Genomic DNA, 13013 nt, shown 5'->3' on the forward strand with positions numbered 1-13013 from the left:
GACATGACGCAGACATCCCAGCCGAGACGCGAGTTCCACTCCGGCCGCGGCAGGAAGACCTTCGACCGGATCCCGGGCGGGTTCTACCTGGTCGGCGCCCTGGTGATCCTCTTCGAGGTGGTCACGCTCGGCGCGGTGGGCCTGGCCCTGGCCGTCGGCGACCCGAGCGACGACGGGGCATCCCCGGACAAGGAGTCCCGGCGGGTCGAGGTCACCTACATCGCGACGGGCGACCACCCCTCGGTGGACCTCACCGTCGGGGAGGCGAACAGCCACGTGCCCCACGGGGTCGTCATCCTGCCGTACCGCAAGACCGTCGAGCTGGCGGCGGGCGCCGACTTCTATCTGGACGTCAGAAGCCGCGAGGACCAGGAAGGGGGCACTCTCACGTGCACCGTGCTGGTCGGCGGCAAGGTGGTCCAGCAGGCGCACAGCACACCGGACTCCTCGTCCGCCACCTGCGCGGGCAGCACCGCGGACGCCCCGCAGCGGGGCATCCCCGTGCCCACTCTCACCCCCGGCGCCTCCCCGCTGCCCGAGGAGCGGCGGCTCACCGGGACCGTCAAGGTGCCGGACTACCCGGGCGAGGGCTCGCCGGTCATCGGCACCGTCACGGACTCCTCCCTGGAGTACGCGGAGCTGGGCGGCACGTGGGACCGGAGCAAGACGCTGGATCCGGTCTTCGACGGCTTCACCCGCAAGCAGGAGGGGCGCCAGCGCGCACTCGTGAAGTCCACGCAGGTCGACGAGGACATCATGGCCGCAGCCGGCGGCACCGGGGAGCTGCGGGGCGTGGCGGGCGCGGTGATGGACGAGCGGCGGCGCTACGAGTACCCCCGTGACCAGGCGATCCTGGTCGACGTCGCCTCGCAGCCGCTGAAGGTCGACGGACACGACGCCTGGCTGCTGGTCAGCGAGATCCACTTCCACAAACGCGGGGTGCCGTCCACGATGGACCTGAACGCGGTCCTCGTGGTCGACACCGGGCGGGTCCGCCCCTCGGTGCTGTGGGTCGTACTGCCGGAGACGAACAAGAAGCTCTGGCCGGACCTGAACACTCTGGTCGCATCCGTCCAGGTCCGCTGACCTGCACCGATACGGGACGGGCCCGGGCGCGCGACGCGTCCCGGGCCCGTCCGGCAGAGCGCGACGCCGGCCGGGCACGGCATCGAGTCGGCGGCGACCAGGTCGACGAGCGTGCCCGACGCACGGGTGCGGTGCCGGACGATCGTGCAGTAGCAAGGGCCGGCTGTTCGTCGCGGACAGCGAGAACCACCGCATCCGGTACATGGACCTCAAGACACGCACCATCCACGGCTACGCCGGAAGCAGCAACCGCGTGGCCGGCTCCACCGGGGACGGCCTCCAGGCACAGTCCGCGCTGCTCAACTACCCGACCGACGTCATCTTCGACGCGGAGGACGCGCTCTGCATCGCCGACGCCCGCAACCACGGCGTACGCCGGGTCAAGGACGCCAAGATGCGTACGGTGGCCGGAAAGCTCACGCTCCAGGGCTTCGACGGGGACGGCGGCCAGGGGACGTCCGCCCAGCTGGACACCCCGATCGCCGTCCTGGTGGACCACCGCGGACACCTGTACATCGCCGACAGCGGCGGCGCGTCCGACCGGGTCCGCCGGGTCATCCGCGTCTCCACCGCCAAGAAGACCGCGGACAAGGCGGACCTCTACGGCGAGCCGGTCAGCATCCCCAGCATGCCGGTCAACGGACACGCACCGCTCGGCGTCCGGGTGGGCAACCGGGGCCCCGCCTCGGTGGACGGCGGCCAGGTGACGGTGACGGTCACCCTGCCGCCCGAACTGGTGTCCTCGGAGGACCACTCCAAGCACGTCATGACGAAGAAGTTCGACGGCCAGGCGCTGCCGCCGAACGGTCTGCTGGACGGCACCTTCCAGGTGTTCGCACCCGAGACCACCAAGCCGGGCCTGCACCACGCGACGGCCGAGATCATCCACACGCAGAACGGCCAGAAGCCGCAGCCGATCACCTTCCCGCTCACCGTCATGGTGGTGGCGGACGCGGACGTCTCCAGCGACCCGGCCAGGCTGCACATTCTCCAGACGGGCATGGCCTCCGCCGACACCAAGGACCCGAACAGCACCATCACGGTGCTGATGCAGACGAGGACCGGCCACGACAAGGTCAAGACGGCGCCGCTGCACGCCGTCTTCAAGGCCCCCTCGGGCTGGCACTTCACGGGCTGGGCGGGCTTCGGTCACCACCCGAACGGCAGTCAGTCGGGTGAGCTGACGGTCACCTACTCGGCGGACCGGAAGACCGCCTCGTTCGAGGCCGCACCACATCTCAACCTGACCGCCGGAGACCGGGAACCGCTGAACTACAGCTTCTCGGTCGCGGCCGACAGCGACGCGTCCGCGGGTGTGACCGACGACGGTGAGGCGAGGATCGGCGCCCTCTCCGCCGCCCTGCAGGGCTACGTCAAGAAGAAGCCCTGACCCTCGGTCCGGCCCGAAGGGGGGTGCCGCCGGGCGGCGAGCCCGGCGGCACCCCTCGCCGACGGTCAGCCGGTGGTGCAGGTGACGGTCGGCCAGGTGCGGTTGCCGTTGTGCTGGACGGTCACGCCCCAGTTGTTCCCGCTGCCGTTCGGCCTCGCCGTCAGCACCTGCGCGCTCGGGTAACCGGCACTGACGTTCCAGGTGGAGAGCGCCTTCGCCGGCGACGGCACGTTCATCGTCACGGTCCAGTTGCTCGAACCGCTCACCGCCACATTCAGGTTGTAACGGTCGCTCCACTGCTGACCCGCCGACAAGGTCGCCGTGCACCCGCCACCGCCACCGCCACCCCCGCCGCCTCCGGTGCCGCCCAGCGTGATGCTGGAGTTGCCGCTGCTCTGGTAGCCCTCCGTCGCCATGATCATGTAGTAGCTGAAGCTGCCGATGGACAGTCCGGCCCGGGCCCAGGCGTCGAAGTGGTTGCCGGTGGTGATGGTGCCGCCCGTCCGCTTGGACTGCCGGACGCTCCAGTACTGGTCGAAGGTGCGCGTGCCCTCCACGGAGGGGGCGTTGTAACGGGTCGTCCGGTAGATGTCGTAGGTGCCGCCGTCGCTGGTGACCGTGCCCAGGAACGTGCCCGTGGGCCGGTAGGTCCCCCAGTTGTCGACGATGTAGTACTCCACGAGCGGGTTGGACATCCACCCGTACAGCGCGAGGTAGGCGTTGCCGGACGGGTTGAACGTCCCGGAGTACGTCACGCTCCTGCGGCCGCCGTTGCTCCAGCCCTTGCCGGCGACGAAGTTGCCCGTGTTGCTCCAGGACGTGCTGTAGTTCCCGCCGGATCCCAGGTTCATGGAGACCGTGCCCTGGGAGTCCGTCCAGAACGAGTAGTAGTACCCGTTGTCGGTCCCGGTCTGGTTCCTGGTGACGACCGTGTCCGCGTGCGCGGTCCCCGGGAGCGTCAACGCCGCCACGGCCATCAGCAGCAGGCTGCACAGACCGCTGATGATCAGCCTCGCTCGACCGGCGCGTGCTTGTTCCATGCGCGTTCCTCCACGTCCTCGTAGGGTCGGCGTCAGTGTTGGTCTGGGCACGTCAACTGTCAATAGTTTCGCCATCAAGCTCGAAACATTCGAAGAGGGAATTCCAAGAGCGCTTCGATCATTCATGCACGTCAAATGCATCGGATGCCGCTCCAGAAGGCTCCGAAAGAAATCCGAGCACTGTAAGATCGATTGATGTCGAACACTTTCGTGACCGAAACTTTCGACCATCGGTCGGAATGGAAACGCGACCCCCGGTCCGACCCCCGCGGCTGAATTCCGCTCTGCCTCGACGCGGAAAACAGAACGGTCACATGGCGAGAAACCGCGGTCCGCTACCTAGCGGTAACAACGGTCGGCGTGCCACATTCCTGCCTGCCACCGGCCGGCGGCGTCCACCCTCACCCTCTGCCACCCCGCCACCGAGCGATGTCCCCGTGCGTCCGGATGTCGCCGCTCTGGCGTGGCCGAACGACGGAGTTCGCCATGTCCGGATCCACCACCCCCCGCACCCGCGCGGCGCGGGGCCGCCCGTACGGACGGATCGTCACCGCCGTGACCGCGGCGTCCCTGCTGTGCCTCGGGCTGGGCGCCGCGCCGCCCGCCTCCGCCGGCCCCGGGAACGGACCGACCGCGATCGTCTCCCTCGGTGACAGCTACATCTCCGGCGAAGCCGGCCGCTGGCGCGGCAACAGCCTGAACAACTCCGGCGGCCGGGACGGGAGCGACCGCGCCTGGACGGGCAGCACCTACGACCCGGCGCTCGTGTACGGCGACACCGCCGCGAACGGCTGCCACCGCTCCGACTCGGCCGAGGTGAAGAGCGCCGGCGGGACCGGCGTCCAGGCCCTCGTCAACCTCGCCTGTTCCGGCGCCACCACGGCGAACGTCCTGCGCTCCGCCTCGGGCGGCCAGGCGTACAAGGGCGAGGCTCCGCAGGCCGACCGGCTCGCCGGGGTCGCGGGCTCGTACGACGTGAAGGCGATCGCTCTCTCCGTCGGCGGCAACGACCTCGGTTTCGCCGACATCATCGAGACCTGTGCGACGGACTACATCGTCTGGTACTCGTACTGCCACGACGACCAGCAGCCCGTCGTGGACTCCAGGATCGACGCGGTGATGGCCGCGGTCGGCCGGAGCGTCGACGAGATCCGCGCGGTGATGGGCACGGCCGGATACGCCTCCGGTTCGTACCGGATCATCCTCCAGTCCTACCCCTCGCCCATCCCGCGCGGCGCCGAGAACCGCTACGCGGAGAGCGGCTGGTCCCGTGTGTCCACGGGCGGCTGCCCGTTCTGGAACAAGGACTCCGACTGGGCGCGCGACTCACTCGTCCCGCAGCTCGCGGACCGGCTGCGGCAGGTCGCCGCCGCCAAGGGCGTGGAGTTCCTCGACCTGCGCGACATGCTCCAGGGCCGTGAGGTGTGCGCCCGGGCGAGCAGACAGGTCACCTCGGCGCAGCCGCCGTCCGCGGCCTCCAGCGAATGGGCCCGCTGGATCGACAGCGACAGCACACAGGGGCCCGTCCAGGAGTCCATGCACCCCAGCCACTACGGCCAGCTCGCCCAGGGCCGTTGTCTCGCCCTCGCCTTCGCGGCGGCCCCGGGCGGCCGGCACACCTGCCGCAACACGGCCGGGACCGGCACGTCCGGGATGTATCTCACGCCGCTGCCGTGACGGATTCCCGCTGCCCGAGAAGGGACCCGCACGGACCGCCGGTGAGCGCGTCGAGGTCGGGCTCCGTGTCCGCCGCCCAGGCCGCGTAGCCGTCCGGGCGGACCAGGACCGCCCCGGGCAGTCCGTCCACCGGTTCCGCGCGTACGGCGCCCAGTTCGGGCGGCAGGATCCCGGCCAGGTCGAGAAGCACGGGCCGGCCCGACCGGAACAGCGCGGGGTCGACACCCGCGACCCGGCGGCCGGCCCACGGTCGGCCGCCGGGCAGGTCGTAGGCGTACGACAGCCCGGACACCAGCCCCGCCAGGTGCCGGTTGGCCTCGGGCAGGCGCATCAACTCGGTGAATATGGTGCGCAGTTCGACGATGTCGGCGGCGGGGCGGGGGACGGCGAAGACCCGCTGTGCCTGGGTGTTGCGCAGCACCGCGGCGCCGACCGGGTGGCGTTCGGCGTGGTAGGTGTCCAGCAGGTCCGCCGGGGCCCGGTCCCGCAGCACGGCGGCCAGCTTCCAGCCCAGGTTGAAGGCGTCCTGCACGCCCAGGTTCAGGCCCTGTCCGCCGAAGGGCGGATGGATGTGGGCGGCGTCGCCGGCGAAGAAGACGTCACCCACGCGGTAGTCGTCGACCTGCCGGGTGGCGTCACCGAAGCGTGAGGCGTTCTCCACGGCGGCCGGCACGGTCTCCTCGCCGTAGACGACGCGCAGCAGTTCGGCGACCTCCTCGAAGGTCACCGGCCGGTCCCGGTCCGCGGCTTCCTTGCCGGTCACCCCGCCGGTGAACCGGTAGCGGTCGCCGCCGGCGGGCGCCAGCATCACCCAGCGCCCGTCGACCTCCCGGGTGAGCGTGCTGACCTCCCCGAGGGACTTCGGCACGAGGCCGGAGACCGACGACAGCCGCACATCGGCCAGCACCGCCGTGTGGGTGCCGGGCCTGCCGGGGAACGGCACGCCGAGCAGCTTCCTGACCGTGCTGTGCCCGCCGTCGCAGGCCACCAGGTGGCGGGCCTCGATCCGCCGGCCGCCGGCCGTCACGACCACTCCGCCGTCCGACTGCTCCACTTCCGTCACCGGGCAGTCGCGCCGCACCCGGACGCCCAGCGCCACGGCCCGCTCCTCCAGCACCTCCTCGATCTCCCCCTGGGCGACGGCGAGCGGGTAGGGGTGCGCGGTGTCCCATGCCGTGCAGTCGAGCGGCACGGGCAGGAGCGCGAAGTTCCCGCCGACCGGCTCGCGCGGCATCGCCCTGGCCCGCATCGGCTCCAGCAGGCCGCGCAGTTCCAGCAGTTCCTGGGTGCGCGGCTGGAGCACGCCGCCCTTGGTCTGCTCGATCCGCCGCGGCAGGCGTTCCACCACCAGCGTCTCCACTCCGCCCAGCGCCAGCTCGCAGGCCAGGGCCAGCCCGGTGGGTCCGGCGCCCGCCACGATCACCTCAGCCACCTCGGTCATCGCACTCGTCTCACTCGTCTCACTCGTCTCACTCATCTCGCTCATCTCGCTCATCTCTCCTCATCGAACTCGACCGAGTGTAAACATACACCGAGTGCAGAAAAGTTCCGAGTGCAGTTTTCTGCTAGGCTGGAGACATGACAGGTCTGCGGGAACGCAAGCGGGCGAAGACCCACGCCGCCATCTCCGACGCGGCCATCGCGCTCTTCCTGGAGCACGGGTTCGACCAGGTGTCGGTGGCGCAGGTGGCCGAGGCCGCCGAGGTGTCCAAGCGGACCGTCTTCGCCTACTTCCCCACCAAGGAGGACCTCGTCGTCCACCGCTTCGCCGACCACGAGACCGAGGCGGCCCGCGTGGTGAGCGCCCGGCCGGCGGACGTCGGACCGCTGACGGCACTCCGCGGGCACTTCCTGGACGGCCTGCGCCGGCGCGACCCGGTGACCGGCCTCAACGACATCCCGGCGATCCTCGCCCTCACCCGGATGGTCCGGGAGACACCGGCCCTGCGGACCAGCGCGATCCGCTTCCAGGACGGCTCGGAACGGGCGCTCGCCCAGGCGCTCGGGGAGACCGCCGAGGTCCCCGCCCTGACCGCGCGTGTGGCGGCCAAGCAGGTGGTGGGACTGCACTGGCTGCTGTCGATGGACAACTTCCAGGCGGTGGCGGGAGGCATGTCCGCCGACGAGCGGTACCCGGCGGCGGTCACCGACGCCGAGCACGCCTTCGCGCTGCTGTCCGAGGGGCTGGGCGAGCACATGCGGGGGAACCGGCCGCGCCTTTGAGCGTCTGCCGGGGCCCGGCTGCCGGGACCGGGGAGGCGATCAAATTCCTTGGCGTTCCCGCGGGAAAGGGCGGAGACTCGTGCCATGTCGGAGATGGAGGCGTTCCGGGAGGCGGTCACCGCCTGGGCGGCCGGCGGCCCCGGCGGGCCCGTGCGGGAACTGGCCGCCCGGCTGCCCGTCCAGGCGGTCGTCCTGCTCGAAGGGCTGAGCGACGCCGCCGCGGTCGACGCGCTCGCCGCGGCCCGCGGCCGGGACCTGGCGGCCGAGGGAGTCTGCGTCCTGCCGATGGGCGGCGCGATGAACGTCGGGCGCTTCGCGGGCCTCCTCGGCCCCGCCGGTCTGGGGCTGCGCCTCACGGGCCTGTGCGACGAGCGGGAACGCCCCTACTACGCCCGGGGCTGGGAGCGGGCCGGTGCGGCACGACAGGACTTCTTCGTCTGCGCGGCGGACCTGGAGGACGAGCTGATCCGCGCGCTGGGCGTGACCCGTATCGCGGAACTCGTCGAGGCGCAGGGCGAACAGCGCGCCCTGCGGACCTTCCTTCATCAGCCCGCGCAGCAAGGCCGCGCCCCGGAGCAGCAGTTGCGGCGCTTCCTCGGCACGAAGAAGGGCCGGAAGATCCACTACGGCCGGGTCCTGGTCGAGGCCCTGGACGCGGACCGGACACCCGCCCCGCTCGACGATCTGCTCGCCTGCCTCCGACCGCCGCGCCCCGGGGCACAGGTCCAGAAGCCGCCGCCGGAAGGGCCCTAGGTGACGGGCATGCTCATGAAGAGGGCCTGTTCGCCCGCTGAAGGGGTGCCGTCGTACAGGGCCGTGTCCAGCCCGCAGAAGGCGAATCCCATCCGCCGGTAGGCGTGGATCGCCGGGGCGTTGACGCTGGTGACCTCCAGCCAGAGGTGCCGGGCACCGCGCTCACGGGCGTGGCCGACGGCGTGTCCGACGAGGGCCCGGCCGACGCCCCGGCCCCGGTGCGCGGGGGCCACCTCGATGTCCTCGACGGTCAGACGGCGGTTCCACGCCGCGTACGAGAGGACGGCGAAGCCCGCGACAGCGCCGTCCGGGCCGACGGCGACGTAGGTCCGGCTGTCCGGATCCTCCTTGTCCTCCCCGTCAGCGGTGTCCTCGCCGGTGACGTCCGGCGGGAACACCTTGCGCAGGGGCGGGTCCACCGGCACCTCCCGCAGGGCGAACCCGGCCTCGGTGACGGTCACTTCGAAGACGGTGCGGGTGGTGAACGAGCCGTCGAGCGACTCGACGGCCTCGGCGTCCTCGGGCCCCGCGGTGCGGATGACGTAGTCCATGCCGTCCATGATCCCCTTCCGGGCCCGGACGCGCGGGCCGCGGGGCGGCCCGGACCGTCGAGCGGTCCGGGCCGTCCCTCATGTCATCCCCTGCTCCGCGGATGGAAGTTGACGCGCTCGCTCACCACGGGGAAACCCGCCTTGGCGAAGTTCGCGGCCATGGGGAAGTTGCCCCGGTCCGTCGCGCCGGTGACGGACTCCGCGCCCTGTTCGACGAGGAAGCGGGTGCACTCCACGAGCAGGTCGTACGCGTAGCCGTGTCCCCGGTGTTCCGGGACGACGCCGATGAAGCCGATGGTCGGGCCCGAGGGGTTGTGGGCCGGGATGTGGATGCCGGCCAGGTCGCCGTCGGGGGTGCGGGCGACCTGCCACCACTCCCGCGGGGACGGGCACCAGTGGAAGAAGTCGATCTCCTCCTGCGCGGCCTGGTCGAGGCCGCCCTCCGCGACGGCGCGCAGCGCGTGGGCGTCCAGGGTGGCGGAGTGGATGCGGCGCAGCGCGTCGAAGAACACCGCGTCGTCGGGTTCGGCGTGAAAACGCAGGCGCCCCGGCCGCTCGGGCAGGCCGTTGTCCGGGGTCCACCGGTACCGGAAGCGTTCCACCAGGAGCGCGTATCCGGCCGCGCGTGCGGCGGCGAAGCGGGTCTCGGCGGCGGCCTTCAGGTCGGGCCGCTCCCGCCAGTCGCCGGGCAGATCGATCTCCAGCTCGACCTGCCAGGGGGCGGAGCGCAGGAGTTCGGCCCCGGCCTCCTCCTCCCCCTCGGCGACGTCGAACCAGTTGATGTTCACGGGCTCGGGGTCGTCGGGGCCGCCCCACCAGGCGCCGCGTGCGACGACGGTGCCGTCGCGCAGGGCGACCCGCTTCCACTCGTCGCGGAAGCGGGTGCGCACGTGGCCCTCGCGGGCGCCGAGCGGGTCGGGGTGTGCGTCGAAGAGACGGGCGTCGCTCGGGGAGAGCGTACGGATGACCGTATCGGTCATGGATTCCTCCGGGATGCGGACGGTGAGGGCCTGACAGGCCCTCAGGAGCGCTCCCGGTCAGACCGCACGCAGCACGCCGGGACAACGGGGAAGGGAGCGCGGGGTGGGTGTGGATCGCACGGCACTCGCCTCCTTCCGTCCGTCTCAGGGCGTGGGACCCCACAGTAGTTGATCTTCCCTGGGGGCGTCCACGGGTTTTCGCGTCGCCTCCACGGCGTCCCGTACCGGCCGGATCACCTGCCGAGCGCGCCGCAGTCGGAGCCGGCGGGCCGGCCCGCGAGGCGGTCGGTGAGCCAGTCGATCGCGTCGCCCTGATCGGTGATCAGGGGCAGGAAGTGATTGACCAGTTTCTCGCCCAGGTCGGGCACCTCGACGGGCACGTACGTCACGTCGGCGCCGGCGGCGCACCAGTCCACGGCCAGTCGGCGGGCCTGGGCGTGGACGACCAGGTCGTCGTGGACGCCGGTGGCCACCCGTACGGGAGCGGCCGGTGCGGTCCGGCCGAGCCGCTGGCCGTCCAGGACCGCCCGGACCACGGGCTCGGCCGCGACGATGTCCGCCACGGAGGTGCCGTCCTTCGTCCAGGTCGTGCTCTCGGCTCCCGCGAAACCGAGGATGCCGTTGCCGACGCACGCCTCGGACAGTTCGGCCAGCGCCTGCCGGCCCTTGTCGTTGATGTACTTGTCCAGGACCGGCTTCATCCCGGGGTCCGACTGGACGAATCCGTTGATGGACCAGCCGAGGGCGGCGGCGAGGGTACTGCCGTCCACGGCCTTCAGGACGGCGACGAGGTCGGCGGGCGGCGCACCGGCATAGGCTCCGGCCAGGGGGACGTCCGGTGCGTAGGAGGGCTGGAGTTCGGCGGCCGACGCCGCCGCTCCGCCGCCTTCGCTGTAGCCGTACAGACCCACGGGTGAGCGGCTGGTGAGGGAGGTGCCCGGCAGCGCGCGGGCGGCCCGCACGGCGTCCAGCACGGCGTGGCCGCCGTCGAGCCGGTTGACGTAGGTGTGCAGCCGGCCGGTGGTGCCGAGGCCCACGTAGTCGGTGACGACGACGGCCGCGCCCCGTGCGAGCAGCCGGTACACGGCCAGGTTCTCGTAGCCGACGGACACCGAGCCGTCCTGGAGGGAGAGGGGCTTCTCCAGTGCCTTGGAGGGGGCGCAGTGGTCGCCCTGGCCCATGGTTCCGGGGGCCAGGGCGACCAGCGGGCGGGGGCCGGAACCCGTCCACCGGACGGTGGGTTCCACATAGGCGCCGGTCACGGCCACCGGTGCGCCGGCCGAGTCCGTGGACCGGTACATGATCCGGGTGGCCCGGCCCGGCAGCGGGCCGGTCACGCCGGGAAGGCCGAGGGCGAGTCTCAGTGCCTCGGTGCGGATCAGCGCACCGTTCCTGGAGGGGAGTTCGGTGGGCGGATCGTAGAACGTGGCTGCGGATCCGGCCTGTTGCGCGGTCACCGGCGCACCGGACGGACCGGGGGCCGCGACGGCGGTCGGGGCCGCCAGGCCGGTGGAGGCCGTCAGCGCGGCGGCGAGCCAGACTGCCTTGGCCCGTGGGGACTTCCGAGGGTTCATACGGCTCATTCCCTGCTTCGTCGGGGAGACTTCGGCCGCCGTTCGGCATGGCGGCATGGCACACGAAGGGGCGCCACCGTGGGGGATGGCGTGGTGCGTGGGGTGCGTGGGGCGTCAGCCGGTCGGGCCGACCGTGGAGGCACGGCAGGGCCGTGGGTGCGGCCACCGTTTGTTACTCGTCGGTCAGGAAGGGAGCGTAGAGCTGAGTGTCACTCAGTGACAAGATGTCGGTGAGAGACATCTCTGCCGCGCGGCTATCCTGGCGGCTCACCTGCGGGAGGGGGACATCGGTGCACGACTCGGCACCGGGCGGCACCGCGACGGGACAGCCGCACGACAGCGGGCCCTCGTTCGTCGAACGCCGGAAGGCCGCCCTTCGCCACGAGATCGCCCGCGAGGCGGTCCGTCTGTTCACCGAGCAGGGGGTCACCCGGACCACCGGGGAACACATCGCCCAGGCCGTGGGCATCTCCGCCCGCACGCTCTGGCGGCACTTCCCCAGCAAGGAGAGCTGCGTCCGTCCCCTGCTGACCGCGGGGCTGGACTCGGCGGTCGGCGCGCTGCGGAACTGGCCGGCCGACGTCCGCCTGCTGGACTTCGTCCGCGGTGCCCTCGACTCGGGCGATCTGCCGCCCGCCGAGCCGGCCGTGCTCGACCTCGTCCGGATGACCCGCACCGAGCCGAACCTGCGGCTCGTCTGGCTGCAGGCCCACGACGACGCGCTCCCGGTCCTCGCCGACGTGCTCGCCCGGCGCTCCGGCCGGGACGCCGACGACCTCAGGGTGCGGGTGCACGCCGCCACGCTCAACGGCGCCCTGCGCGCCGGGGCCGAGGAGTTCGCCCTGCGCCGTGCCGGCGCACCGGACGCGCCCGCCACGGAACTCGCCCGCTGCCTGTACGCAGCCCTCGGCGCCGCCTCCGAGGGCCTGCCCTACTGACCGGCGGGGCCGGAAGACCGAGGCGGCGGCCCGTGGCGTCCCCGGCCTGTTCCCGCGCGCCCGGGCCCGCCGACGACGGCCGGTGAGACCGCCCGGCAGGGCCATGGCGGGAGCGGGCCGGCCGGGTTAGCGTCGTCTTCGCGATCCCGGTCGGACTGGTGTGCGGGAGGTGTCCATGTCGGTCGAGGGGCGGGCGAAGGTGCCGCGGCTGCCGCCGCGGTGGTTCATCCGGACGGCCTGGTTCGTGCACCGGCGCCTGTACCGGCTGTTCGGGGCCCGGTTCGCGCTGTGGCGGCCGGGCAAGGGGAAGTGGGGCACGCTGCGGCTGACCACCACCGGGCGCCGTACAGGCCGGCAGCGCAGTGTCGTGCTCGGGTACTTCGAGGACGGCCCGGACCTGGTCACGCTGGCGATGAACGGCTGGGGCGAGGGCGAACCCGCCTGGTGGCTCAACCTCCAGGCGCAGCCGGACGCGTTCGTCGACCTGGTCGACGCGCGGCGCCCGGTACGGGGCCGCGCCGCGACAGGCGAGGAGCGGGCCCGGCTGTGGGCCCGCTGGCGTGAGGTCCAGGCGGATCTCGACGCGTTCGCCGGACTGAGGCCCACCGAGACGGCCGTGGTCGTCCTCGAACCCAGGACGGACACGCCGCCGGGGCCCTGAACCCGGACCGCGCGCCGGGGGGGGGGCGGGGGGGCCGCCCCCCCCCCGGGGGGGCCCGGGGGGGCAGCCCGGCCCCGGCCCGGCGGCGGCCACCCGCCGGAAGGTGGCGGGGGCGCCGCTGCACTCGGGGTTTCGCCGCC

12 protein-coding genes are annotated in these 13013 nt (G+C 72.3%); 7 read left to right on the top strand and 5 right to left on the bottom strand.

The window, feature by feature from the left end; translation table 11 throughout:
• Positions 1-3: 3 nt before the first annotated feature.
• Both ACIQGV_RS23070 and ACIQGV_RS23075 read left to right on the top strand, forming a co-directional pair.
• Positions 4-1086: a hypothetical protein gene (locus tag ACIQGV_RS23070; protein WP_402496946.1), complete on the top strand. Its 1083-nt coding sequence runs from the start codon at positions 4-6 to the stop codon at positions 1084-1086.
• 202 nt (positions 1087-1288) lie between these two features.
• Positions 1289-2476: a hypothetical protein gene (locus ACIQGV_RS23075; protein ID WP_402496947.1), complete on the top strand. Its 1188-nt coding sequence runs from the start codon at positions 1289-1291 to the stop codon at positions 2474-2476.
• A gap of 65 nt (positions 2477-2541) precedes the next feature.
• On the opposite strand, the gene ACIQGV_RS23080 is transcribed toward ACIQGV_RS23075, so the two are convergent.
• Positions 2542-3516 (bottom strand): glycoside hydrolase family 11 protein, encoded by a 975-nt coding sequence (locus tag ACIQGV_RS23080; protein ID WP_402496948.1) that lies wholly within the window; start codon positions 3514-3516, stop codon positions 2542-2544.
• 486 nt (positions 3517-4002) lie between these two features.
• Here ACIQGV_RS23080 and ACIQGV_RS23085 point away from each other — a divergent pair, with 486 nt between their 5' ends.
• A complete protein-coding gene (locus ACIQGV_RS23085; protein ID WP_402496950.1) occupies positions 4003-5193 on the top strand; it encodes a GDSL-type esterase/lipase family protein in 1191 nt (396 codons plus the stop codon).
• On the opposite strand, the gene ACIQGV_RS23090 is transcribed toward ACIQGV_RS23085, so the two are convergent.
• A complete protein-coding gene (locus tag ACIQGV_RS23090; protein ID WP_402497132.1) occupies positions 5177-6670 on the bottom strand; it encodes an FAD-dependent oxidoreductase in 1494 nt (497 codons plus the stop codon). The two genes, ACIQGV_RS23085 and ACIQGV_RS23090, sit on opposite strands and share 17 nt — an antisense overlap.
• A 101-nt stretch (positions 6671-6771) precedes the next feature.
• On the opposite strand from ACIQGV_RS23090, the gene ACIQGV_RS23095 reads away from it, so the two are divergent.
• Together ACIQGV_RS23095 and ACIQGV_RS23100 are read left to right on the top strand one after the other, a co-directional pair.
• Positions 6772-7416 carry a TetR family transcriptional regulator gene (locus ACIQGV_RS23095; RefSeq protein ID WP_402496952.1) on the top strand — a complete coding sequence of 215 codons (645 nt, stop codon included), beginning with the start codon at positions 6772-6774 and terminating at the stop codon, positions 7414-7416.
• Positions 7417-7500: 84 nt separating this feature from the next.
• Positions 7501-8169, top strand: coding sequence for a TOPRIM nucleotidyl transferase/hydrolase domain-containing protein (locus ACIQGV_RS23100; RefSeq protein ID WP_402496954.1), 669 nt, complete (start codon positions 7501-7503; stop codon positions 8167-8169).
• Here the strand turns inward: ACIQGV_RS23100 and ACIQGV_RS23105 are convergent.
• The 3 genes from ACIQGV_RS23105 to ACIQGV_RS23115 form a co-directional block, all read right to left on the bottom strand.
• The gene (locus ACIQGV_RS23105; RefSeq protein ID WP_402496956.1) at positions 8166-8729 is read right to left on the bottom strand and encodes a GNAT family N-acetyltransferase; all 564 of its coding nucleotides are present in this window, start codon (positions 8727-8729) and stop codon (positions 8166-8168) included. The genes ACIQGV_RS23100 and ACIQGV_RS23105 overlap by 4 nt on opposite strands.
• Before the next feature lie 74 nt (positions 8730-8803).
• A complete protein-coding gene (locus ACIQGV_RS23110; protein ID WP_402496958.1) occupies positions 8804-9700 on the bottom strand; it encodes a GNAT family N-acetyltransferase in 897 nt (298 codons plus the stop codon).
• A 233-nt stretch (positions 9701-9933) separates the two neighbouring features.
• Positions 9934-11283: a lipase family protein gene (locus ACIQGV_RS23115; RefSeq protein WP_402496960.1), complete on the bottom strand. Its 1350-nt coding sequence runs from the start codon at positions 11281-11283 to the stop codon at positions 9934-9936.
• Positions 11284-11564: 281 nt separating this feature from the next.
• Here ACIQGV_RS23115 and ACIQGV_RS23120 point away from each other — a divergent pair, with 281 nt between their 5' ends.
• Together ACIQGV_RS23120 and ACIQGV_RS23125 are read left to right on the top strand one after the other, a co-directional pair.
• Positions 11565-12212 carry a TetR/AcrR family transcriptional regulator gene (locus ACIQGV_RS23120; RefSeq protein ID WP_402496962.1) on the top strand — a complete coding sequence of 216 codons (648 nt, stop codon included), beginning with the start codon at positions 11565-11567 and terminating at the stop codon, positions 12210-12212.
• 175 nt (positions 12213-12387) lie between these two features.
• Positions 12388-12873 (top strand): nitroreductase/quinone reductase family protein, encoded by a 486-nt coding sequence (locus ACIQGV_RS23125; RefSeq protein ID WP_402496964.1) that lies wholly within the window; start codon positions 12388-12390, stop codon positions 12871-12873.
• The last annotated feature ends 140 nt before the right edge of the window (positions 12874-13013 follow it).

The organism is Streptomyces sp. NPDC093094 (assembly GCF_044754345.1).
Lineage (GTDB): Bacteria > Actinomycetota > Actinomycetes > Streptomycetales > Streptomycetaceae > Streptomyces.